This window comes from Streptomyces sp. NPDC091279, from assembly GCF_044757465.1.
In the GTDB taxonomy this organism is placed as follows: Bacteria; Actinomycetota; Actinomycetes; order Streptomycetales; family Streptomycetaceae; genus Streptomyces.
In genome coordinates this window covers 563,702-587,008 of sequence record NZ_JBIVVA010000001.1, presented here as the reverse complement: position 1 = coordinate 587,008, position 23,307 = coordinate 563,702, and the positions used below count along the sequence as shown (strand labels likewise).

Genomic DNA, 23,307 nt, shown 5'->3' with positions numbered 1-23,307 from the left:
GCCGGCCACGGCCTCGTCGCCGGCGCCCCCGCCCGGCGTGGCGTCAGCGGATGTGGTGGGTGCGCACCGCGGTGGTCAGGGCGGCGACGCTGAGGACGGCCGTGAACAGCAGGTAGTAGCCGGGGGACACCGGTGAACCGGTCGCCTGGATCAGGGCGGCGGCGATCGTCGGGGTGAAGCCGCCGAACAGCGCGACCGTCGTGTTGTAGCTCAAGGACAGACCGGTCGCCCGGGCCCGGGCCGGGAAGACGTCGGCCATCACCGACGGCAGCGTGCCGAAGTACACCGCCTTGAGCAGGGCGAGGACGGTGGTGCACAGCGCGAACGTCAGGAAGGACGGCGCGGCGTTGAGCCACAGGAAGAGCGGGACGACGCCCACGCCGATCAGCAGCACGGCCGGGATCATGAGACGCAGCCTGCCGTGCCGGTCCCCCAACAGGCCCACCAGCGGAGTGGCGAAGGTCAGGACGGCCCCGGCGATGAGCAGCGCGGTGAACGACAGCGAGGCGTCCAGGCCCAGTTGACCGATGCCGTAGGTCGGCAGGTACTGGAGCATGAAGTTCAGCGCCGTCGAGACGACCATCGCGCCACCGGCGATCAGCAGCCCGCCCCAGTGGTCACGGAAGACCGAGACGATCGGGGACGGCTTCGGCGCGGCCGACTCCAACTCCGCCGCCAGCGCGGGTGATTCGTCCATGTACCGGCGTACGAAATAGCCCACGGGACCGATCAGCAGGCCGAACGCGAACGGCACCCGCCAGCCCCACGACGTCATCTGGGCGTCGGACAGCAGGGCCGTGAGCACCGCCGCGAAGCCCGCCGCCATGAGCGTCGACAGGCCCTGGCTGGCGAACTGGAAGCTGCCGAGGAAACTCTTGCGCCGCTCGTCCTGCTCGACCAGGAAGGACGTCGCCGCCCCGAACTCGCCCCCGGCCGCGAACCCTTGGATCAGCCGCGCGATGACGATCCCCAGGGTCGAGGCGATCCCGAGGGTCGCGTAGCCGGGCATCACCGTGAGCAGCAGCGTGCCGAGCACCATCAGCCGGATCGACAACACCAGTGCTTTCTTGCGGCCGTTGCGGTCCGCGTACGCGCCGAGCAGCAGCCCGCCGAGCGGCCGGATCAGATACGTCACGCCGAACACGGCGTAGGCCTGCACCAGTTGGACACCGGGGTTGCCGCCGGGGAAGAACGTGCGGCCGATGTACGACGCCATCAGCGCGTACAGGGCCAGGTCGAAGAATTCGAGCGCGTTGCCGATCCCGGCCACCACGATGGCACGTCGTGCGGTGGGGCGGCTCGGTGCCGGGGTGGCGTCGGGATGGGTGGACTGGGGCTGAGTGGGCTGAGGGGAGGGAGCGGTCATCGTGGGTCCTTCCGGCGGGGCTGTCGGGGAGGGGATGCCGGACGGGTGCGGGTGCCAGGTACTGAACTCGGGTCTGCCGGTGGGCCGTTGAGGGTCCCGTTATCCGGAGACGGGGAGCGGGCGGCGGGCGGGCGGGTTGCCCAGCGCGTGGAACAGGCCGGCCGCCAGGACCAGGCCCTCACGGGCGATCGGCGCCAACAGGTGCTCGTCGGGGGCGTGTTGGAGGCAGCCGGGGTAGGAGTGCGGCAGCCAGAGCGTCGGCAGGCCGAGGACGTCGGTGAAGACGGCGTTGGGCAGGGAACCGCCGATGTTGGGCAGCACGGCGACCGGACCGTCAGCGATCTCCTCCAGCGCGGCCTGCGCCCAGGGCACCCACGGGTCGTCGAACGGCGTCCGGCTCGCGGCGTAGTTGCCGAGCGCCCGCACCTCCACCATCGGGTACCCGTGCTCGGCGAGGTGCCGGGTGACGGCGTCGACGACCGCGTCCGCGTCGGTGCCGACGACGTACCGCAGTTGCAGGGCCGCGCGGGCGCTGCCCGGGATCGCGTTGACCGGCCGGTCGGCGTCGGCGGCGCCGAGGGCGAGGACTTCGAGGGTGTTCCAGGCGTAGAGCCGTTCGGCGGCGGAGAGTCCCGGCTCGCCCCAGTTCGCGTCCGGCACCGGGTCGCCGGGCGAGTTCGCCACGGTGACGCCGGTGAGCGCCTCGCGGACCGCCGCCGGTATCTCGGGCGGCAGCAACTCCGGTACCCGGATGCGGCCGTGGCCGTCGACCAGGGTCGCGACGGCACCGGCGAGGGTGGTCGCGGGGTTGCGCAGCAGGCCGCCCCAGTTGCCGGAGTGGTAGGCGTCCGGCCGCAGATCGACGGCGAGTTGGAGTTGCAGGCCGCCGCGCGCCCCGAGGAACAGGGTGGGCGTGGCGGCGTCCAGGCGCGGCCCGTCGGAGCCGACGAACACATCCGCCCGCAGCACCTCCCGGTGGTTCGCGGCGAATTCGGTGAGGCCGGGCGAGCCGATCTCCTCACCGGACTCGAACAGGAAGGTCAGGTTGAAGCCCAACGAGCCCTGTTCGGCGAGGAGAAGGCGCAGCGCGGCGAGGTTGACCAGGTGCTGGCCCTTGTTGTCGGCGGCGCCGCGCCCGTACCAGCGGTCGCCGTCGGCGCTCAGCGTCCACGGGTCGCGGCCCTCGCTCCACCGGCCCGCCTGGCCCTCGACGACATCGGCGTGCCCGTAGCAGAGCACGGTCGGCAGGGCGGGTGACTCGACGCGGGTGCCGACCAGGAGGGGGCCGCCCGCCGGGTCGGGGTTGTCGTACCGGGTGACCTCGCAGCCGAGGTCGGCCAGGGCCGGGGTCAGGACCTCGTCGAGGTATGCCTCAATGGCAAGACGGCCCTCGGGGCGGGAACTCTCCGTGGCGTATCCGACCATGGTGGCCAGCTCGGTGAAGAAGGCGCCGGAGTCGACGAATTCCGCGGCTTTACGAGCGAGTTTCTCAGGGATCACAGGCAGATCTCTCCAGGCGGGACGGCGGCCGGGGCTGAGCTGACTGGCAGCGTAGGACGGTTTCCGGCGGGCGACCATTGCCGTTTGTGACGCGATGCGTTCTACTTTCGGCAACGCGACGTCTGACCATGGGGGACCATGCAACTCCTGCCGGTGAACCTCGCCTACTTCCTGGAGGTGGCCCGCACCGGATCGGTGACCGGGGCGGCCCACGCCCTGAACGTCGCGCCGTCGGCCATCAGCAGGCAGATCGCCAAGCTGGAGTCCGGGATCGGCGTCGCGCTGTTCACCCGGCATCCGCGCGGGATGACGCTGACCGGTGCCGGGTCCCGGCTGCTGGCCCACGCCCGCCGTACCGAGACCGAATCGGCCACGTTCCTGGAGGAGTTGAGGTCGGGGCGGGGGGCGGAGGCGCGGAGTGTGACGGTGGCCTGCTCGGAGGGGTTCGCGCGGCGGCTGGTGCCACGGGCGATCGCCGGTTTCCGGCGCGACCACCCCGACGTGGGGTTCCGGGTGGACGTGGTCGGACGCCAGGAGGCGACGCGTCGCGTGGTCGAGGGGCTCGCGGATGTCGCCGTCACCTACACGATGGGCCCGCAGCACGAGGTCCGCGTCGAGTGTGCGGTGGTGGTCCCGGTGGCCGCCCTGGTGCCCCTCGGTCACGAACTGGCCGGACGTGACCGCATCGGCCTCGCCGACCTGTGCGCCTATCCCCTCGCCCTGGCCTCGCCGGGCACCAGTCAACGTGAACTCTTCGACATCGGCGTCCAGTTGGAGTCGATCACCGTCCGTCCGGCGCTGGTCTGCGACGGGCTCGCCCCGCAGTACGCGTTCGTCCGCGCGGGCGGTGGCATCGCCCTCGTCGGGGACCTCGGTGACATCGGCCTCGACGCCGCGACCGAGGGCGTGACCTCGGTCCGCGTCGACCACCCGGTCTTCCGCCAGCGCGAGGCCCAGGTCCAGACCCCGGCGGGCCGCCGCCCGTCCTGGCCGGCCGAACGGTTCACCGAAATGCTGGTGACCTCGCTCCGCCGGGACCAGCCGACCTGACGCCCGGGGTGCGCGGGGGGGCACACCGGTCCGCGAGCGGACTCACCGCCCTTCACCCGTGCGAACCCCTGACCCGTCCGAGCCGTCGCCGCCTGAACCGCCAGGACAACCGGAGACTAGAATTCCGGCCTTACGCACGGCGAACCTGGAGAAGAGACCATGACAGCGCAGACGGTGGAACGACTTGAGGTGAGCCGTGAGATAGCGGCGTCACCGGCGCGGATCTTCGGTCTGCTGTGCAGCCCCGAGGGGCATGTGGCGATCGACAGTTCGGGCATGCTCCAGGCCGCCGACGGGGAGGCCGTGCGCCGGGCCGGTGACTCGTTCGTCGTGCACATGGACCGTGAGGCGCTGGGCGACCGGCCGATGGGCCGGTACGACGTCACGGTGGTCATCACCCGGTTCACGGCGGACTCGCTCATCGAATGGACCCCGGTCTCCCCGGACTTCAAGCCGGACATCGACCACCGCTACGGCTACCGCCTGGTCCCCACGGCGCACGGCACCCAGGTCACCTCGTACTACGACTGGAGCCAGATCCACGACCGCTACCGCGCCGCGAACATCTTCCCCCTCCTCCAGGAATCCTCCCTGCGCGCCACCCTCGGCATCCTCGCCAGAACGGTCGAGCGGACCGCGCCCTCTCTTCCCTGAGCGGGACTCCGCCCTGCGCGTCCACACCGTCCAGGCAGGACAGCGCGTCACCGACCGAGCCAGGCCACCGGTTCGCCGGTCCGGGGGGAACGAGCGTGAGCCGGACCGGCGCGAGCAGCGCGCGGTGAGGGGTCTCGCCGCCCGGCCGAAGGTCACGTTCGGCGTCGGCCGCTTCTCGCTCCCGCACGAGCCACCCCTCGTGCGGGCTCACTGACGCGCCTCGTGGTCCGGGAGCCTCCTCTATCACCACGGCCACCCGATCGAGGGGAGAACCCCCGAAAGGGCCCTGGTGATCGCGCTCGTTGCCTAGCGTGACCTGGTCCACGAGGCGCCGCCCGCGCACCGCGTCGGCGGACCTGCCGCGCACGTCCGACCGCGGCGCCCGGGGCGATGAAGGAACCGACGACACCGAGGAGTGATCTCGCTGAACGTTCAGCCGGAAGCACCGCACGCCGATGAGACGTCGACGACGGCCGCTCGTCCCGAGGCCGATCTGATCTTCCACGGCGGGGAGATCGTGACCGTCGCCGGGACCGAGACGGCGCCGGGGCCCGAAGCGGTGGCCGTGAAGGACGGCGTCATCGTGTACGTCGGTGATCTCGCCGGGGCCGAGGCCTGGGAGGGGCCCGGGACCCGCCGCCGGGACCTGCGGGGCCAGGCCCTGCTTCCGGGGTTCATCGACGCGCACGGGCACCTGGGCGGGATCGGGCTCCAGGCGACGATCGCGAACCTGCTGGCCGACCCCGACGGCGACGTGACCGACCTCGCGTCGCTGAAGGCGAAGCTCAGCGAGTGGGCCGAGTCGGACGTCGGCAAGCAGGCGAAGTGGATCGTCGGGTTCGGGTACGACGACGCGATGCTCGCCGAGGGACGGCATCCCACCCGCGAGGATCTGGACCAGGTGTCCACGAACCGTCCGGTCCTGGCCATCCACCAGTCCTACCACCTGGGCGCGGTGAACTCCGAGGGCCTCAGACTCCTGGGGTTCGACAGCACGTTCCAAGACCCGGAGGGCGGCGTCATCCGACGCAGGCCCAGGACGCCCGAGGAACCGTTCAAGCTGCCGTTCGGTGAGCCGGACGGGGTGCTGGAGGAGACCGCGTTCGAACCCGCCTCCAAGGCCGCCACCGAGGGGCTGCCCCTGTCCGCCTCGGCCGGTCTGTTCATGAAGGGCGTGGCCAGCGCCGCCCGGTTCGGCTTCACCACGGTCCAGGAAGGCGGCGTGACCCTGGCGAACCTGAAGCTGCTGCGGCAACTGGCGCCGCTCAAGCCGTTCAAGGTCGACGTGGTCGCCTATGTGCGTGCCGACGAGGCCACCGCGGCCGTGGCCGACGACCCCACCCGTGACCCCGTCGGGGTCGACACGCGCTACCGGTTCGGGGTGCGGGCCGCGGGCGTGAAGATGTATCTGGACGGTTCCCCGCAGGGCCGCACGGCCTGGCTCACCGAGCCCTACACCACCCCGCCGGAGGGCAAGCCCGCGGACTACCGCGGCTACCGGCGCATCAAGGACGACGAGGCCGTCCAGCAGGTCGGCACGGCCTACCGGCGTGGCTGGCAGGTGCTGGCGCACGTCAACGGCGACGCGTCGATCGACCAGTACATCCAGGCCGTCGAGACCGCCGTCGAGGCGTGCGGCCCCGGCGACCGGCGGACCGTCGCGGTCCACGCGCAGACCGCCCGCGCGGACCAGCTCGACCGTTTCAAGGACCTGGGCATCATCCCGTCGTTCTTCCCCCTGCACACCTTCTACTGGGGCGACTGGTACCGGCACACCGTGCTGGGGCCGGAGCGCGCCGCCCACATCTCCCCCGCCAAGTGGGCCCTGGACCGGGGCATGATCTACACCGCCCACCACGACGCCCCCGTGGCCCTGCCCAACTCGATCATGATCCTGTCCAGTCAGGTCACCCGCCGCACCCGCACCGACGGCATCGTCCTGGGCGCCGGTCAGTGTGTGAGCGCGCTGGACGCCGTCAGGTCGATCACCCTCAACGCGGCCCACCAGTACGGCGAGCAGGACAGCAAGGGCAGCATCGAGGTCGGCAAGCTCGCCGACCTCGTCGTCCTCACCGGCAATCCGCTGACCGTCGATCCCGACGAGATCAAGGACATCCGCGTCGCGGAGACGTTCAAGCGGGGTGAGTCCATCCACCCCGTCCACGCGACCACGCAGGAGGACGCCGAGCCCGGACCGGCCGTGCCCGCCGACTACCCCTGGCATTGCAGCTGTTGAGCGAGGACTGACGCGCTCACCCTCACCGGCGTCAGCACACAGACGCCCGGGCGGCGGGCAACTCCCGTCGGCCGACGTCGCGTTCGGGCCCGCCGGTCCGCCGACGTCGGCCAATTCCCTCCAGGTGGACGGCTCCTGGTGATGTTCACCGGCGGTCTCGTCGTCAACGCGGCGTCCGGTCAGAGCCGTTGGCCGGGTCCGGCCGGACTTCGTGCGCGTCCACCCGTGGACGGGGCTCCTGTCTGACGGACGTGGGCGCGGTCAGACCTTGCGGTAGGTGTAGGCCTCCGCTGCCGCCGCCTCGACGGCGTCCAGGTCGGCGCCGGTGCCCGCCGTGACGACGGCCGCGACCGCACCCTCGACGAACGGGGCGTCCACCAGGCGGGTGCCGTCGGGGAGTTCGTCGCCCTCGGCGAGCAGCGCCTTCACCGTGAGCACGGCGCTTCCGAGGTCGGTGAGGATCGCGACCCCGGCCCCGCGGTCGACGCCGGCCGCGGCCGCCGCGATCAGCTCCGAGCTGGTGCCGAGCCCGCCGCCCTCGGTGCCGCCCGCCGCCGCCAACGGCACCTCCGTCGCACCGCCCGCGAGCCCCCGCGCCAGGTCGGCCACGGACGCGGCGACCTCGGCGCTGTGCGACACCAGCACGATCCCGACCAGCTTCCCGTCACTCACCGGCCGCCTCCGCGACGTCGGCGAGTGCCGCGATCAGCAGCGCGGACGAGGTGGCACCGGGGTCCTGGTGCCCGATGCTGCGCGCCCCCAGATAACTGGCCCGGCCCTTGCGTGCCTGCAACGGCGTCGTCGCCACCGCCCCCTGCCCGGCCGCCGTCCGCGCCGCCGCGAACCCGGCACCGAGCGCGTCGACGGCGGGCACCAGGGCGTCGATCATCGTCTTGTCGCCGGGGGCCGCGCCGCCCAGGGTCCGCACCGCGTCCACCCCGGTGCGCAGCGCCGACGCCAACTCCGCCTCGCTCACCTCACCGGCGTCCCCGAGCGCCTTGCCGGTGCGCCGCAACAGGGTCCCGTACAACGGCCCCGACGCGCCCCCGACGGTCGAGATCAACTGGCGTCCGGCGAGCGTGAGCACCCCGCCGGGCGTGTCCGGTGCCTCCTTCTCCAGGGTCGCCGTGACGGCGGCGAAACCCCGGCGCAGATTGCTGCCGTGGTCGGCGTCCCCGATCGGGGAGTCGAGTTCGGTGAGCCGGTCCGCCTCCCGCTCCACGGACGCGGCGGTCGCCGTCATCCAACGGCGGAAGAAATCGGCGTCGAGCACTGGATCTCCTTGCGTGGTAGGTACGGTGCGCTGCCCGGCGCGGGCCGGGTCATACGCCCCAGCGCAGCCCCGCGGTCTTCACCGGCGCGTCCCACAGGCGCAGGAGTTCGCCGTCGACCTGACACAGGGTGACGGAGGCGCCCGCCATGTCGAGGGAGGTGACGTAGTTGCCGACGAGGGTGCGGGCGACGGGCACGCCGCGTGCGGTGAGGACCCGCTGCACCTCGGCGTTGAAGCCGTACAGCTCCAGGAGCGGGGTCGCGCCCATGCCGTTGACCAGCACCAGCACCGGGTTGCGCGGGGTCATGTCGTCCAGGATGGCGTCGACCGCGAACTCGGCGATCTCGCCCGACGTCATCATGGCCCGCCGTTCCCGGCCGGGCTCGCCGTGGATGCCGACACCCAACTCCAGCTCGCCGTCCGGCAGTTCGAAGGTGGGGCTGCCCTTGGCGGGCGTGGAGCAGGCGGCGAGTGCGACGCCGAAGCTGCGGGAGTTCTCGTTCACCTGCCGGCCGATCGCCTCGACCCGGTCCAGCGGCTGCCCCTCCTCGGCGGCGGCACCGGCGATCTTCTCCACGAACAGGGTCGCCCCGGTACCGCGCCGTCCTGCCGTGTACAGGCTGTCGGTGACCGCCACGTCGTCGTTGACCAGCACCTTGGCGACCTGGATGCCCTCTTCGTCGGCCAGCTCGGCGGCCATGTCGAAGTTGAGGACGTCGCCCGTGTAGTTCTTGACGATGAACAGCACACCGGCGCCGCTGTCCACGGCCGCCGCGGCCCGCACCATCTGGTCCGGCACCGGGGACGTGAACACCTCGCCTGGGCAGGCGGCGGAGAGCATGCCGGGTCCCACGAATCCCCCGTGCAACGGCTCGTGCCCCGACCCGCCGCCGGACACCAGGGCGACCTTCCCGGCCACCGGCGCGTCCCGCCGCACGATCACCCGGTTCTCGACATCGACGATCAGCTCGGGATGCGCCGCCGCCATCCCCCGCAGCGCATCCGCCACCACGGTCTCCGGAACGTTGATCAGCATTCTCACGGCTATCTCCTAGCGAGGTGTCTTTGCAGGTGCGGGCGGGTGTGTTCGGTTACGGACAGCGACGATCCAGGGCGCCGGGAAGCGGGTTCCGGCGGCTCTGATGCTGACTCACTCCTGACGTCGACGACAAGGCGTCGGACCTACGGCTCGGATGGCTACAGACTCCTCCTCGCAGTATCGGACGCGGACCGGGCCCAGGTCATCTGCGCAGACGCCAAAGGGTGGGCCCACGGACCGCGTCCGGCCCGACAGACACCCTCCTGTCCATGACCGGCGCCGCCGCGCAGCCGTCCCCGACCGGTCGACCGGCACCGTTCCCCTCTGTTCCCTCTGCCGTCTTTCGGGGAGCCTTGCTGAGCTGTGTGATGATGCACCGAAGATGACCGGCCCTGGGGAGGGACCGGGTCGGGGAGAAGGGCGGGGCCGTCGTGGGCACGAGCGAGGGGTCCATATCGGACGAGGAGTGGGAGCGCTTCCTTCGTGAAGCCGAGGCGGGCGGCACGGGGGCGCCCGAGGAACCGTCGGCGCGGTCCCGGATGGTGGCTCGGCGGCTGCGGGAGCAGACGGAACGGCCGGAGCCGTGGCGGAGTCGGCAACCGGCCCGGCGGCACAGAGGCAAGGGCTGGTACGCGATCGGTCTGCTGGCCGCGGTCGCCTTGGCGCTCGTGGCGCTGGCCCCGGGGCGGGTGGTCGGATGGTTGGGAGGCGGAGGCGGCGAGGACACGCCCCTCGCCGTGGAGTCGAACGACCCGACTCGACCGCCGCCGACGGAGGCGGCAGCCCAACGTCCCACCGTGGAGCAGCCGTTCAGGGGGTCGCCCGCGGCGCAGTGGGGTGACGGGGCGGCTGCGATCGGCCTGCCTGCGGCACGGGCGACCGGCTGGATGAGCAAGGGGCAGGTCGGGCGGGCGCTGGAGCAGACGCGGGAGTTCCTCGCCGCCTCCAGCCTGGACCCTGGTGTGCTGCGCGGGGACCGTCCGAAGAAGGCCATCGCGTTGATCAATCCTCATCAGCAGGACGTCCAGGACTACCTGGCGACCGCGTTCCGCGCGCCCAGCCGGGAGAACGATCCGCTGCTGCTGTTCAGCCGGTTCGAGAAGGCGAAGGTCCGGCTCGTCGGGGACGTGGTCAAGACACGGGGGCGGATCACGTACCGCGAAGGTGAGCGCGGTGCCGTCGAGATGACCACCGACGTCACCTACGTGTATCCGGTCGTCCGCGCTGCGGCCGGTAGCGACGAGGTCGCGCGCACGATCGTGCGCCGCGAGACCGTCATGAGCTGGGACGACCCGGCCAAGGTCGTCATCGAGCCGGGTACGTTCTCCCTCGTCTCCTACAAGGTGGACACCACCAACGGCGGCTGCGACACCTTCACCGGCTATCTCACCCCCGAGTTCAGCGCGGAGCGCGCGGCTTCGGGCTCGAGGGACGGCCCCGAAGTCGACCCGTACGACCGGAGCACGTCCATGGAGACACGCATGCGCGAGGCCGACGGTGCGGGGTGCGGGACTGCCACCCGGTCGTGAGCGGCGGTCACAGGCATCAGAACGGCATGGTCGGCGCCGTTCCACCCCACTGGGCACCGTCCGCTTCGACCGCCTCGACGACACGGCGGTCTGGCCGGCACCCCGCTGCCCCGGCGGGCCAGGCGCTCACTGGATCAGCTCGATGTGCGGATGGTCCGGCGACACCGGGCAGATGTGGAGTTGCAGGTCGTAGCCCCGGGCGATGTCGATCATGGTGAAGTTCGCCGGCGGGGTGCCGGGGAGGAGCGGCCTGGGGTCGGTCTGCTCTTCTTCGGGGGCCCAGCTGTCGCTGCCGGCGTTCCATTCTGTGGTGGCGATGGTCAGCAACGGGTCCGCCTCGGTGCCGCATTCGGGGCAGATCCGGGGTACGGGGTCGGTGAGGCCCCAGCGGGTCCAGCCGCCGACCTTCCAACCGGGGGCGTGGGACAGCTTGTTCCGGTAGAACGTCTCCGGCGCGGCCTCGTAGGAGTTGTCCACTCCTGGTCCGGCCGCCTGCCACCTGCTCCAGTCCCGCAGTTGCTGCTGGAGTTCCGTGCTCAACTCCATGAAGTGGGGGTATTCGGTGACCTGTTCCGGTGCGAGCAGGCACGGCTCCGGCAGATAGCCGCGGGACTGGATCGCGGGCGGTTCGGGTGGTGCGTCGAGTATGTCGGTGACGGAGGCGGCGGACCGCCAGAACAGCGCGGCCCTGGGGTCTGCGGGGTGGTTGAAGGGGCACCACAGGACCTGGAGCAGATCGGCCCCGGACTGCCCGGGCGGGCGCAACAGGGGGATGTCGCGGACGTACAGCTGGGCCACGGGCAGCATGGCGATCGGGCCTTCCGGCCATGGGCGACCGGCCTTGATCTGCTTCTCGGTGGCCAGTTCCTCGGGCGTGGCCGCGGGGGCGTGAGGATCGCTGCGCCGCCGGTCGGCCGCTGCCGCCCGGTTGCGGCGCAGCAGGCGCAGGTCGTCCGGTGAGACAACCGGTCGGCGGCTCGGTACGTGGGGCCCGTCGCAGTGCGGCCACGGCTGGTCGGCGGGCCACAGGAGCGGCCCGCCGACAGAGCTGTCGTGCGGCGACGGCGATCCGGGGCGTGGGTGCAGCCGGGTCGCCGGGCGTGCCAGGGGGGCCAGTTGAGGGAAGATCGCGGTGACGTCCAACGGCCGCGGTGGGGTGGTGAAACTCATTCCGGCTCCCGGTGGCACGAACAGGGTGGGATCAGTTGCCGAGGTTGAACAGCCCGGTGTTTCCACGGGTGTTGGGGATGTAGACGTCGGGGAAGAGCTGCTCCGCCGTTCCGTCCTCCCGCTCGACGGTGGCGCTCATCGTAACGCCCACGGGAATCGTGCTGGTGGCGTCCAGGTAGGTGGGCGTCACCTGATAGAGGATCGCGTCGTCCTCTCCGAACGACTGCGCTGCCACCTCGTCCCGGATCTCTTCCTCGTAGTCCCACATGCTTCCCGCGCCGGTGTTCATCCCCACCTGCCAGCAGGGGACGAGGTTCTGCGAGATCCTCCCGCCCAGGACATTGGCGATCAGGTGGCACCGGGAGAGTCCGGTGGTGTCAAGGTTGTTCGCCTGGGCGAACAGCTGCGCGTCCTGCCAGCCGGTGATGTCGCCCCCGGCGTCACTTCCCGGTCCTGGTGTCTTCCCCAGGCAGGCCTGGGCCGTGGTTGCCCTGACCCCGGCCGGAGCCGGCGGGTTGGTGGTCTTGTTGACGTGGGCGACCGGTTCGGTGGTGTTCAGAATCCATCCGTTGCCGGCCGGGCGTGCCCCCTCCGGCGAAACGCCCAGACAGGCGGCGTGCGTACCGTCGATCGACGCGGTGAGCCCCAGCTTGAACGGGTCCTCGTCGATGACCCGCTGGCTCGTGAAGCCCTCCGAGAGCTGGCCGTCGGCGAACTCCTTGTCGGCGAGCGCGACATGGGCCCGCACACAGGGCCGGGCGGGGTCCAGTTCCGAACCGCCTCCCAGCTCGAAGATGATCCACCCGCCGCTGCCCTGATGGGGGATGACCTCGGCGCACCGGGCTCCGTCCGTTCCTCCCTCCCGGGTCTGCGCGAAGGGGAACTGAGCACAGGTGTCGGTCGGAATGAGGTCTGTCGCGTCCGTGAACGGTTTCGACGACCCGCTTCCACAGGTGCTGCTCGTGCGGTCGGCCACGCCGCTCTTCGCCCGGGTCAGGAGCGTGTCACGTCCCCAGTGGTCGACGAGGTTGCGCTGGGCCCACAGATAGGCCGCCACCGCACCGCCCTGGTCCGAGCCCTGCGTGCTCATCGGCACGACGGCCGTGACCGAGGGGATGACGCAGCCCGGCGACGCCGTGGCATCGGACGCGACGTCGCGGACGGCGTCGTCGCAGCGGATCTTCTCGGGGTTGTCCCACGAGGCGTTCGGGTCGACGGCTGTGGCGCCCGGAGAGGTCACGTACAGCTTGTACGAGGTGGTGAAGTCCACGCTGGTGCCCGGGGCGGGGGCCGAGGAGTAGGCGACGGTGCCGCTGAGGGACTGGCCCAGGGTCAGGTCACCGCCGTACCAGGGCGCGGAAGTGGTCGTCGTGCAGCCGGTTCCGCAGGAGGCCCGGAACTTGGCGTTGAGGGCGGTGACATCGCCGCTCGCGCCGGTCATCGCCACCGTGACCCGCTCGCTCCACGTCCTGCCGCTCGCGGGCAGGGTCGCGCTGGTCGAGATCTCCAGCGTGCCGCGTCCGAGTTCGGTGCCGTTGGTGTTCCGCAGGATGTAGACGACGTTCACCCCGGTCACGCAGTACCCGAAGCGCTCGTAGGAGTAGCCGCCGGGGCTGGTGATGTCGCAGCTGCCGGTGTCGGCGGCGGTGACCGCGGCGAGGCTCTGCTGTGGTGTCGCGGTGCGCTGGGCCGGGGCGGGGCTCGTCCGCACACATGCCTCGGCGGCGCCCGCCCGGCGTTCCTTCGAGCCCGCCCGGGTGGGCTCGCACTGTTCCCCGGACGTCGCCAGGACAGCGCTGGTCCTGGTCGGGGGCGTGCTCGTCGGCGCATCCGCCGTATCGATTCTGCCCACCTGTCGTGGCTGCCCTTCCGCCGCCTGCGCGGGGCTCACACCGGTCGAGGTGAGCCCCAGCGTCGCCACGGTCAGCAGGGCCAGTGCGGCCGGTCCGACGCGTATGCGTCCGGGCCGTTCAGGTCGTCTCGCATGCGTGATCGTCATGCTTCTCCTCTTGGCAGGGGGACCGGCCGACTGCCGTTCTCTCAGGCGGACGTGACCGGTTACGACGGCGGCACCACCCCGGCGGGGAGCGCCGGGGTGGTGCCGGGGGGGGGCGGCTAGCGCGCCGCGTAGCCGAAGGTGTCGCCCGCGGCCGGGAGGCCGCCCGCGCCGGGCTGGTACGTCGTGACCGCGGCGACCGTGCCGCCGGCGGTGACGTTGGACAGCGGCAGGGCGTGGAGGGTGCCGTAGGCCGACGGGCCGTTGGGCATGCCGACGTACAGGCTGGTGCCGGTGTAGTGCAGGGTGGCGCCGAGCTTCTGGCCCGCGCCCGGGGTGCCGGGGATGCCGTCGCCGTCGCCGGCCTCCAGCCAGCGGTCGTTCGCGCCGGGGGCGCCGAGGAGGGAGAAGGTGGTGATGGCGCCCGCGCTCGTGGTGGTGCCGACGGCCTCGTCGGGGATGCCGACGGCGAGCTTGAGGGTGGCGGTGGTGCTGACGGCTCCCGGCGCGGTGTTGACCGCGGTCACGGTCTGGCCGAAGTGGTCACCGGGCTCGGAGGAGCCGACGACGTCGTCGTCGGCGGTGCCGGACTGGTAGGAGTTGAGCTGGCTGTAGGTGCCGGCCGCGGTGATCTGGAAGGTCAGTACGTTGCCGGTCTCGGCCTTGGAGGCGCCGTTGATGGGCAGGGCCTCGCCCGGTGAGCCGACCGCGAGGATCGACTCGGTGGCCGCGGCCGCCCCGGACGCGCGGTAGGGCACCAGCGCCACCGACGTGCCGAACCCGTCGCCCGTCTCGGCGCCGCCGGAGACGGTGTCGAGGTCCTGGTCGAGAGCGAAGCGCGGGGTGGGATGGCTCTCGGAGTTGAGGGTGTTGGGGTCGAGGACGGTGAGGTTGCCCGCGTCGGCGTGGGTGCCGACGGTCTCGTTCGGAGCGGCGATGACGAGGTGGTTGGAGTCGGCCGCGACCGCGGCGCCGAACCTGTCGTTCGCCTCGATGGAGTCCGGCACGCCGAGGCTGTCCTGGTGGATGGAGACGTTGCTGGTGCCGTGGACGTAGAGGGCCATGCCCGCGGCGGCGAACCCGCTGAGGCCCTCGCCGGGGCTGCCGATCAGCAGGAACGGCTCGCCGGAGTGGGTGACGTCGGCCGCGAGGGAGGCGCCGAAGCGGTCGCCGGTCTCGGCACTGGAGGCACCGAGCGAGCCGGTGCCCGCGCCCTGCTGGTAGTTGGTGTCCTTCACGGTGCCGGTGCCGAGGCCGCCGGTCGCGCCGTGCAGGACGTCGACCATCCCGGCGTCGGTGGCGGTGCCCAGGCTCTCGCCCGGGGTGCCGACGACCAGGTCGGTGCAGCCGTCCGCGTCGTAGTCGACCGTGGCGAGGCTCTCGCCGAACTCGTCGCCGGCCTCGGAGCTGCCGTTGACCCAGTCCAGGTCCTGGGTGATCTCCGCGGTGCCCTTGCCGCCGCCGTACACGATGCGCACCAGACCCGCGCCGGCGCCGCCGCCCACGGTGGCGCCCGGGTCGGAGATCGCGATGTCCTGGACGCCGTCGCAGTTGAAGTCGGTGGCGCGGGCGGCGTTGGTGGTGGTGCTCACCCAGGAGGCGATGTCGTCGACGCGGGTGGTGATGCCGCCGGTGCTGGTCACGGTGGTGTCGATGCCGTAGCAGCCGCCCTGGTAGGACCGGCTGGCGAGGGCGGCCAGTTGGGCGGTGCCGTTCGTCACCCGGACCAGCGGGCCGCCGGTGTCGCCCATGCAGGCGGCCGTGCCGCTGGTGCCGGTGACGGCGGCGGTGGTGGCGGCGGCGGAATCCACGGTGAAGGTGCCGGTGTGCAGGTTCAGCGGTGCCCATTCGCTCGCGGTGCGGCCGTAGCCGGCGAGGGTGAGGGTCTCGCCCGCGGTGGGCGCGGTGGTGGCCGGTGAGATCGGGGCGACGCCCGTGACCGGGCGGTCGAGGCGGGCCAGGACCGCGTCGCGGTCGGTGCGCGGGACCAGTTCGACGATCTCGCGGGCCGCGCCGGAGGTGCCGGTCAGGTCGGAGCGGCCGACGACGGCGGTGGTCTTCGTGGTCGGCTTGCCCGCGGGCACGCTCAGGCTGGTGGCCGGGTCGGCGGCGAAGCAACTGGCCGCTGTCAGCAGCCAGTCGGGGGCCACCAGGACGCCGGAGCAGCCGCGGTCGTGGTCGCCGAGGGTGATCTGCGCGGTGTAGGCGTAGGTGGTGTCGGCGGCGGCGACCGCGGGGCCGGTGACGGCGGTGGCGGGGGCGGCCGCGAGCGCGGTGGCGCCGAGGGTCAGGGCGGCGGCCAGTGCGGCGAGGCGCACGGGTCTGGCATAGGTCATGAGGTCGGTTCCCTGTGAGGTGGTGGCGGATCGGGCGGAAGGGCTCGGCAGGGCGCTACTTGGAGGTCCGAAGCTCCAGGAGCGTCCACTCACGGGCCTGCTCGTCCGTGCTCTCACCCACGGGGGTCCAGGCGTTCTTGTCGATGTCGTACGTCGTCTGCTCGGTGCCGACCGTCAGATCCGCCTCGGTGGCGTAGTCGTTGCCCCGGATGAGGTAGACCGAGGGGATCTCCAGGGTCAGCCGTCCCGAGTTGCCCTTGACGTCGAAACAGATCTTGCTCATGTCCCGTGCCTGGACCTCCAGTTGGCCCGTGCCGGTCGCGCAGTCGGCGAGCGTGATGTGACCGTCGCCCCGCTTCAGCAGGATGTGCTTCTCCGCGAGGATCTTGTCCGCCTGTGGATAGGCGAAGTCCTCGACCGCGTAGCCCGGCGCCTCGTCGGCCACGGTCGTGGCCGGGCCGGTGTCGGCGCGGGAGTCGTCGGAGAGACCGACCGTGAGGGCGGTCCACGCGAGGGCGCCGAGCGCCGCCGCTCCCAGAGTGCGGGCCAGGAATCTCTTGCGCAGCGGCTGTGCCGGACGTGTGGTGAAAGGCTTCATCACTTTCCTAAACTCGTTGCTTCCGAATCGATTTCAGTAACGCGCCTGAAGGCAGGCGTGAAGGAAATAGACAAAGCCACGAGTGCTTGCACATCACTTTCCCCCGCCTAGATGCCACCTCGCTTCCCCGGGTTTGTCCACTCCTTCAACACCCCGAAAACGGACGACAGTTGGGGCTTTCACGTGATGCTCGTCACATCCCGGGAGGGTTGTACGACTTCCATAACGAAGGGGCAAAGAAAGCTTTCGATGCCCGGTACCGGCCTTTTTCTCAATTCCCGACGGCACATTGATTGCTCTGCGAACCTGCGTTTGTATGGTCACGTCATCGCGCAGGCAACGCGTTCGCCCCGCCGGGGGCCGCACAGAAACCACGGGGGAAAATCCACATGCAGACGATCTTCTGGAGCCGCAGACGCGTGCTCGGCTCGCTCGCCGCCGTGACGGCGCTCGCCGCCGCACCCCTGACGTGGGCCCCCGTGGCCCGAGCGGCCGACGCGGCGACGACGGCCGATCCGCTCGCCCTGCCGAACACCGAGCGGGCGAAGGTGGTCAAGGCCTGGATGACGGGCGGCAGGGCCACCAAGGCGGCGGCGGCCGACGCCCTCTTCGGCACCGACACCGACGTCACCACGTTCCTCGGGCAGACGTTGGCGACGGTGACGATGGAGGACAACCGCGTCGCCATCGCCAGCTACCTCGCCCGCTCCGGCAAGGGCCTGCGCCGCGAGGCCGTCGCCGCTCTCGACAACGGCGACAGCGCCATCGCCGCCTTCCTCCAGGGCGGATACGAGTCGGCGCTCCTGGAAGACCTCCAGGTCGCCACCGCCATCCTCTCGGCCACCGGCGGAAAGGCCGTTCAGCGCGAGGCGTCCGGCGCCCTGAACACGGGCACCCGGTCGGCGCTGGAGGCCTTCCTGACGGCGGGCCAGTACACCGCCCGTCTGGAGGACTCGCAGGTCCAGGTCGCCGCCATGCTGGTCAACGCCGGTCCCGAGGTGCGGACGTACGCCAACCGTGCCCTGAACGGCACCGCGACGGACATCCAGTGGTTCCTCGACACCGGCCAGCACATCGCACGTGCCCGCGACCAGGAGTCGGCGACCATCGAGGAACTCGTCGCCGTCGTCGACCGGGAGGGCAAGCGCGCCCAGGCCGAGACCGACCTGGCCGTCGAGGCGTCCGAGCGGGCCGTGGCCGCCGCGGCCGCGGCGAAGAAGGCGGCGGAGACGGCCGCCGCCGAGGCCGAGGCGGCGAAGGACGACGTACAGAAGTCCGCCGCCGCGGCCCGCAAGGCGGCCGGCGCGGCCACGGGCGCGGCGAACGCCGCCCGTATCGCCATCAACGCCTCCAACGCGGCCGTGAACGCCTCCCGCCGGGCCTCCTGGGCGGCGACCGCCGCGTCCCAGGCCGCGTCGGTCGCCGGAGGGGCCGCGTCCCGTGCCTACAACGCGGCCATCGCCGCCTCCAAGGACGCGAGCAAGACCGGGGCCGCCAAGGACGCGGCGGTCGCGGCCCGCAACTCCGCCGCCAAGGCCCGCACCGCGGCCAAGGCCGCCGACTACGCGCGGGCCGCCTGCGCGCAGTCCGTCACCGCCAGCGCCTCGGCCGCCTCGGCGGCCCGCAACTCCGCGGCCGCCGCCACCGCCGCCGCGCAGGCCGCGGCCGCCTCCGGGGTCGCCCAGTCGCAGGCCGCCGAGGCCAAGCGCCAGGCCGCCATCGCCACCACGGCCGCCAACCGGGCCACCAACGCCGCCTCCACCGCGCAGGCTCTCTCCAACACGGCGGCCTCGGCCGCGGCAGCCGCGCGGGACGCCGCCAACTCCGCCGCCACCCACGCCGAGAAGGCTGCCGAGGCCGTCGACGAGGCGGTGGCGAACGCGGGCAAGGCCATCGACTTCGCGAACAAGTCCACCGCCCACGCCGCAGAGGCCGTCAAGGCCGCCGACGTCGCCACCCAGGCGGTCACGGACGCCATCGCCGTCGCCAAGGCGGCACGGGACGCGGAACTCGCGCGCCTGGAGCAGGAGCGGCTCCAGGGGGTGGACGAGGCCCGGCTGCTGGCCGAGATCGAGGCGGCGGAACTGGCCGAGTACGCGGACAAGCGGGATCAGCAGGCGCAGACCGATCAGGCGACCAAGGACCTGATCAGCCGGGCCGAGAAGGCCCTGTTCACGGACGGCGACCTGGCGCTCGCCGGCACCCTGGGCCGCAAGGCCGCCACCGCGCTGCTCGACGCCAAGGGCGCCTGGACGCGGGAGGCCGCCCAGTTCGCGCTGTCCGGCAGCGACGACGACGTGTACTCCTGGATCGACCTCGACCGGGGCGTCGCCCAGGGCCAGGACGACCGGGAGACCGTCCTCTACATCGCCCAGGTGTCCAACCCCGCCATCGCCAAGGCGGCACAGGCCGCGCTGGAGAGCACCAGTTCCACGGCGGTGGGCGACTTCCTCACCTCCGGGGTGATCAAGGCCTCGCAGGACGACAACCGGGTGCAGATCGGCCGGATCATCGACCAGAACCCCGGCAAGGCCGTCACCGAGGCGGCCAACGAGGCGCTGGACAAGAACACTCCGGAGGCGTTGCAGGACTTCTTCGACCGCGCCTACCCGGAGGCGGTACGGGAGGACGACGCGGTCGAGACCGCGACCTCGGTGGCGAACGGAGGCGAGTACACCCAGGCCTACGGGGACGTCGCCCTGGAGGGGCCGACGTGGATGCGCCGGAACTTCGTCCAGGTCGTGCAGTACTCCTCGGCCCAGCTCGACCACGACTCCGCCACCCATGTCGCGGCGATCCAGGGGGCGATCGCCGCCGCGGCCAAGACCGCCTACACGGCGCAGCAGACCGCGGCGCAGGCGTCGCAGGTGGCGGCGACCGCCCGCGAAGCCGCCACGGAGGCCCAGGACTGGGCGGACAAGGCCATCGCCGCGGGGACGAAGGCCGACCAGTACTCCGACCAGGCCCGGCAGAACGCCGACGCCGCCGACCAGTCGGCCGCGGACGCGCAGGTCTCGGCGAACAAGGCCTCGGCCGCCGCGACGACGGCACGCACCGCCTCCCGCTCGGCCAACTACGCGGCGAACACGGCGGTCGACTCGGCCCGTTCCGCTTTGGCCTCCTCCTACAGCGCCCAGGCGTCCGCGGCTGACGCCCGCCAGTCCGCGCTCGACGCGGGCCAGGACGCGACCGCGGCGGCCGCCGCGGCGAACCAGGCACGCGCCATCGTCGTCCAGAAGCGCCAGGTGGAGGCCCGTGAGGCCGCCCGCGAGGCCGCCGAGAAGGCGCAGGAGGACCGGAACAACGGCCACGATCCGGCCGACAACGAGTCCAACGACGACGTCAACCAGAACGGCAGCGGCGCCGGCAACGACGCGTGGTACTCGGACGCCGGCTGGTGGGCCGACGCCCTCAACTACGTCAGCATCGGCGCGGGGTTCCTCTCCGCCGGCCTCGGGCTCGCCAGCCTCGTCTTTCCCCCGTTCGCCGTGGTGGGGGTCCCGGCCGCGGCGATCTTCGGCGTCATCTCCATGGGGGCCGGCGCGCTGAGCACCCTGTTCACCGGCATCGAATACGGCTTCACCAGCAGCGAGTTCATGTGGTCCGCGGCCGGCACCGCGCTGAGCCTGGTCACCTACGGCCAGTCCAGGTGGATCACCCCGGTCGCCAAGCGGGTGGCTCCCGCGGTGAAGCAGATCGCCGAGGACGGCAAGGAGCTCGTCTCCTCGATCACCAGCGGTCTGTCGTCGATGTTCTGACCACCGTCCCGTGGTCCCGGGACAGCAGGACGGCCGTTCCGCACGCTCCGAGAGGTCGGGCAACACCGCGTGCGGGAACGGCCGTTGGTGAGGAATCTCGCCGATTCGGGGGGTCTCTCGGGTCAGGGCAGGATCTCGATGTGGCCCTCGGTTCCGTGGACGCGGATGCGCTGACCGTCGCGGATCAGCCGGGTGGCCCGGTCCACGCCCACCACGGCAGGCAGGCCGTACTCCCGGGCGATCACCGCGCCGTGCGTCATCAGACCGCCCACCTCCGTCACCAGGCCCGCGATGCCGACGAACAGCGGCGACCAACTGGGATCGGTGAACGTCGTGACCAGGATGTCGCCCGCTTCGAGGTCGGCGTCGGCCAGGTCGAGGACGACGCGGGCCCGGCCCTCGACAATCCCGGCGGACACCGGGACGCCGACCAGGGCGCCGTCCGGCACGTCGTCGCGCCGGTACGCCCCGGTGACGGCCTCACCGTCGGAGGTGAGCACCCGGGGCGGGGTGAGCGCGTGGTACGACCGGAACTCCTCCTTGCGCCGCCGGATGAGCTGGTCGTCCACCTGGTGCGAGCGCACGACGTCGTGAAGTTCCTGGAACGTGAGGTAGAAGGCGTCCTCCGGCTCGGTGAGCACGCCGGCCCGCACGAGGCGCCCGGCCTCGTCCAACAGGGCCTGTCGGTAGTGGAAGTAGCGGCTGACGATGTCGTACTTCGGGTACTCCCGGTAGCCGATGAAGGTCCTGACCCGGTCGATCATCCGCTGGGCCTCGTCGGCCTTCAGCTCCCCGTCCGGCAGGGCGCGCAGGCGGGACAGCACGTCCTGTTCCTTCTCCCGCGCCGTCTGCCGCCCTTGTTCGAAACGGCGCTGCGCGGCGCCCGGCGTGAAGTTCCTGACGTTGTCGAGGATCGCGGGCACGAGCGTGGCGGGGCGCTCGCGCCACCGTGGCCTGGTGATGTCGATCTCGCCGACGCAGCGCATGCCGTACCGGTCGAGGTACGCCTCCAGGGCGTCGCGCGCCTCCGTCCCGCCCGGGAGTTTCGCCAGCTCGTCCAGGAAATCGTCGTTCTCGACGCCCTGGAGGAACGCCACCACCTCCGGCCACGGGCGGATCACGTCGGCGACGTCGAGCAGTGCGAGGCCCATCTCCGAGGTGACGTTGCCGGGGGCGGAGAGGGTGAGCGTGTCGGCCGCGTTCTTCTCGCCCAGCCACTCCCCCAGGGTGTCGTTGAGCCACCAGGTGGCCTCCATGCCCGCCATGATCGCCTGGAGGCTCAGCGGATCGCTGAGAACGCGTCTGTGTTCCTCGAAGGCCTCGTACAGGAAGTCGAACAGCGCCGGTCCGGTCTTGGTGCGGATGTCGCGTTCCAGGGCGGCGACGGACAGCCGGCTGCGCTCGATCAGTTCGGTGACGAGGGCCGGGTCGGTCTCGATCGGGGCGGACGCGGGCGCAGCGGCGGTCGGCGGCGCGGCGGGGCTCGCGTCCGGGAGCGACGGGACGACGTCGCCGCGGTCGAGGACGGTTTCCAGGGCGTCCCTGATGAGTGGATCGCCCCGGCCCATGACGTCCAGGAGAGCGGCGCGGCCGGCGGGCGAGGCCAGGCGCCGGGTGACGTCGACGAAGAGCCTCCCGCCCGCCTGGTGCATCGGCGCCATGGCCGTCAGCCGCCACAGGGAGAGCCCCAGGGGTTTCATGGGGTCGGTCATCATCTGCCCGTGGCCGACGGACACGTAGACGTGGTTCTCCCGGTCGCCGCGCTCGGGGACGGGGAACAGCGTCGTGATCGGCCGACTCTGAACGATCTGGAAGTCGTCGTCGGCCAGGCACCATTCGATGTCCTGCGGGCTGCCGAAGTGCGCCTCGATCCGCCGCCCGAGTCGCACCAGCCGTACGACCTGCTCATCCGTCAGCGCGGGCTGCTCCTGTAGCCGTGGGTCGACGGCCACGTCCCGCGTGCCGCCGGTCGGCAGGGCGTCGACGGCACGCTGCTTCGCGGCGATCCTCCTGGCGACGACCTCGTCGTGCCGGACCTTGAAGACGTCCGGGTCGACCAGGCCGGAGACCAGAGCCTCCCCGAGGCCGAACCCGGCGTCCACGGTGGAGACCGTCCGGTTGCCCGTGACGGGGTCGGCCGTGAACAGGACACCGGCCGCGTGCGGGAAGACCATCCGCTGCACGACCACGGCCATGTGGACCGCGCGGTGGTCGACGCCGTTGCGCCGACGGTAGGTCACGGCCCGTTCGGTGAACAGCGAGGCCCAGCACCGGCTGACGTGCCGGAGGACCGCCGTCGGCCCCACGACGTTCAGGTAGGTGTCCTGCTGACCGGCGAAGGAGGCCGTCGGCAGGTCCTCCGCCGTCGCACTGGACCGGACGGCGCAGGCGGCCTCCTCACCGAGCCGGGCGAGGGCACGGGTGATCTCCGCCGCCAGATCGTCCGGAACGGCGGTCTCCTCGATGGTCCGACGCATCCGCGCGCTCAGTGTCCGGACCGCCTCCCGGTCGTCCGGGTCCACGCGCGCCAACCGATCGAGCTGATCGTCGAACGACGGCGCCCCCGCCACGATCCGCCGGAACGCGTCCGTCGTCACACAGAAGCCGCCCGGCACCCGGATGCCGTCGATCCGCGCCAGCCCGCCCAGGTGCGCGCCCTTGCCGCCGACGACCGCGACCTGGTCCTCGTCGACCTCTTGAAGATCCCTCACGTACCGCTCAGTCACCGCATCCCCCTGCATCGACACCACCACACGCTCGCCATGCCCTCGTTTTTGCAGGTCATGGCATCGGCCGATGATT

At 71.8% G+C, this 23,307-nt stretch carries 15 protein-coding genes; 5 read left to right on the top strand and 10 right to left on the bottom strand.

The features are described 5' to 3' along the window. Nucleotides 1–43: 43 nt before the first annotated feature. Both ACIQOU_RS02460 and ACIQOU_RS02455 read right to left on the bottom strand, forming a co-directional pair. On the bottom strand, nt 44–1,366 hold the full coding sequence (locus ACIQOU_RS02460; protein ID WP_401533175.1) for an MFS transporter: 1,323 nt from the start codon (nt 1,364–1,366) through the stop codon (nt 44–46). Between the two features lie 99 nt (nt 1,367–1,465). After that, nucleotides 1,466–2,866, bottom strand: coding sequence for a M20 family metallopeptidase (locus ACIQOU_RS02455; protein ID WP_401533174.1), 1,401 nt, complete (start codon nt 2,864–2,866; stop codon nt 1,466–1,468). A 138-nt stretch (nt 2,867–3,004) separates the two neighbouring features. Here ACIQOU_RS02455 and ACIQOU_RS02450 point away from each other — a divergent pair, with 138 nt between their 5' ends. From ACIQOU_RS02450 to ACIQOU_RS02440, 3 genes are all read left to right on the top strand, one after another. After that, nucleotides 3,005–3,916 carry a LysR family transcriptional regulator gene (locus tag ACIQOU_RS02450; protein ID WP_401533172.1) on the top strand — a complete coding sequence of 304 codons (912 nt, stop codon included), beginning with the start codon at nt 3,005–3,007 and terminating at the stop codon, nt 3,914–3,916. A 159-nt stretch (nt 3,917–4,075) separates the two neighbouring features. Continuing rightward, on the top strand, nt 4,076–4,570 hold the full coding sequence (locus tag ACIQOU_RS02445; protein ID WP_401533170.1) for a polyketide cyclase: 495 nt from the start codon (nt 4,076–4,078) through the stop codon (nt 4,568–4,570). A 415-nt stretch (nt 4,571–4,985) separates the two neighbouring features. After that, nucleotides 4,986–6,806 carry an amidohydrolase gene (locus tag ACIQOU_RS02440; protein WP_401533169.1) on the top strand — a complete coding sequence of 607 codons (1,821 nt, stop codon included), beginning with the start codon at nt 4,986–4,988 and terminating at the stop codon, nt 6,804–6,806. A gap of 261 nt (nt 6,807–7,067) precedes the next feature. On the opposite strand, the gene ACIQOU_RS02435 is transcribed toward ACIQOU_RS02440, so the two are convergent. Genes ACIQOU_RS02435 through dhaK form a run of 3 tightly spaced genes read right to left on the bottom strand, consistent with a single transcriptional unit; the run spans nt 7,068 to nt 9,121 of the window. Continuing rightward, nucleotides 7,068–7,478: a PTS-dependent dihydroxyacetone kinase phosphotransferase subunit DhaM gene (locus ACIQOU_RS02435; protein ID WP_401533168.1), complete on the bottom strand. Its 411-nt coding sequence runs from the start codon at nt 7,476–7,478 to the stop codon at nt 7,068–7,070. Beyond that, nucleotides 7,471–8,079, bottom strand: coding sequence for a dihydroxyacetone kinase subunit DhaL (gene dhaL, locus ACIQOU_RS02430; protein ID WP_401533167.1), 609 nt, complete (start codon nt 8,077–8,079; stop codon nt 7,471–7,473). The genes ACIQOU_RS02435 and dhaL overlap by 8 nt, the downstream gene beginning before the upstream one ends. Nucleotides 8,080–8,128: 49 nt before the next feature. Further along, nucleotides 8,129–9,121: a dihydroxyacetone kinase subunit DhaK gene (gene dhaK, locus ACIQOU_RS02425; protein WP_401533166.1), complete on the bottom strand. Its 993-nt coding sequence runs from the start codon at nt 9,119–9,121 to the stop codon at nt 8,129–8,131. A 428-nt stretch (nt 9,122–9,549) separates the two neighbouring features. Here dhaK and ACIQOU_RS02420 point away from each other — a divergent pair, with 428 nt between their 5' ends. Next, nucleotides 9,550–10,647 (top strand): hypothetical protein, encoded by a 1,098-nt coding sequence (locus ACIQOU_RS02420; protein ID WP_401533165.1) that lies wholly within the window; start codon nt 9,550–9,552, stop codon nt 10,645–10,647. Nucleotides 10,648–10,773: 126 nt separating this feature from the next. On the opposite strand, the gene ACIQOU_RS02415 is transcribed toward ACIQOU_RS02420, so the two are convergent. From ACIQOU_RS02415 to ACIQOU_RS02400, 4 genes are all read right to left on the bottom strand, one after another. After that, complete coding sequence (locus tag ACIQOU_RS02415; protein WP_401533164.1) at nt 10,774–11,817, bottom strand: hypothetical protein; 1,044 nt, start codon at nt 11,815–11,817, stop codon at nt 10,774–10,776. Between the two features lie 31 nt (nt 11,818–11,848). Further along, entirely contained in the window at nt 11,849–13,816 is a 1,968-nt protein-coding gene (locus ACIQOU_RS02410; RefSeq protein ID WP_401533163.1) for a DNA/RNA non-specific endonuclease, read from the bottom strand. Between the two features lie 116 nt (nt 13,817–13,932). Further along, complete coding sequence (locus ACIQOU_RS02405) at nt 13,933–16,149, bottom strand: trypsin-like serine protease (RefSeq protein WP_401533162.1); 2,217 nt, start codon at nt 16,147–16,149, stop codon at nt 13,933–13,935. Between the two features lie 55 nt (nt 16,150–16,204). Further along, nucleotides 16,205–16,747: a hypothetical protein gene (locus ACIQOU_RS02400; RefSeq protein WP_401533160.1), complete on the bottom strand. Its 543-nt coding sequence runs from the start codon at nt 16,745–16,747 to the stop codon at nt 16,205–16,207. Between the two features lie 389 nt (nt 16,748–17,136). Here ACIQOU_RS02400 and ACIQOU_RS02395 point away from each other — a divergent pair, with 389 nt between their 5' ends. Next, the gene (locus ACIQOU_RS02395; RefSeq protein ID WP_401533159.1) at nt 17,137–20,505 is read left to right on the top strand and encodes an ALF repeat-containing protein; all 3,369 of its coding nucleotides are present in this window, start codon (nt 17,137–17,139) and stop codon (nt 20,503–20,505) included. 122 nt (nt 20,506–20,627) lie between these two features. Here the strand turns inward: ACIQOU_RS02395 and rph are convergent, their stop codons facing one another. Beyond that, the gene (rph, locus tag ACIQOU_RS02390) at nt 20,628–23,231 is read right to left on the bottom strand and encodes a rifamycin-inactivating phosphotransferase (protein WP_401533158.1); all 2,604 of its coding nucleotides are present in this window, start codon (nt 23,229–23,231) and stop codon (nt 20,628–20,630) included. Nucleotides 23,232–23,307 lie beyond the last annotated feature (76 nt).

Bases quoted from the DNA above. Each gene is read 5' to 3' on its own strand.
- ACIQOU_RS02460 (WP_401533175.1), bottom strand. From the start codon at position 1,366: ATGACCGCTCCCTCCCCTCAGCCCACTCAGCCCCAGTCCACCCATCCC.
- ACIQOU_RS02450 (WP_401533172.1), top strand. From the start codon at position 3,005: ATGCAACTCCTGCCGGTGAACCTCGCCTACTTCCTGGAGGTGGCCCGC.
- ACIQOU_RS02445 (WP_401533170.1), top strand. From the start codon at position 4,076: ATGACAGCGCAGACGGTGGAACGACTTGAGGTGAGCCGTGAGATAGCG.
- ACIQOU_RS02415 (WP_401533164.1), bottom strand. From the start codon at position 11,817: ATGAGTTTCACCACCCCACCGCGGCCGTTGGACGTCACCGCGATCTTC.
- ACIQOU_RS02410 (WP_401533163.1), bottom strand. From the start codon at position 13,816: ATGACGATCACGCATGCGAGACGACCTGAACGGCCCGGACGCATACGC.
- ACIQOU_RS02405 (WP_401533162.1), bottom strand. From the start codon at position 16,149: ATGACCTATGCCAGACCCGTGCGCCTCGCCGCACTGGCCGCCGCCCTG.
- ACIQOU_RS02400 (WP_401533160.1), bottom strand. From the start codon at position 16,747: ATGAAGCCTTTCACCACACGTCCGGCACAGCCGCTGCGCAAGAGATTC.
- ACIQOU_RS02395 (WP_401533159.1), top strand. From the start codon at position 17,137: ATGCAGACGATCTTCTGGAGCCGCAGACGCGTGCTCGGCTCGCTCGCC.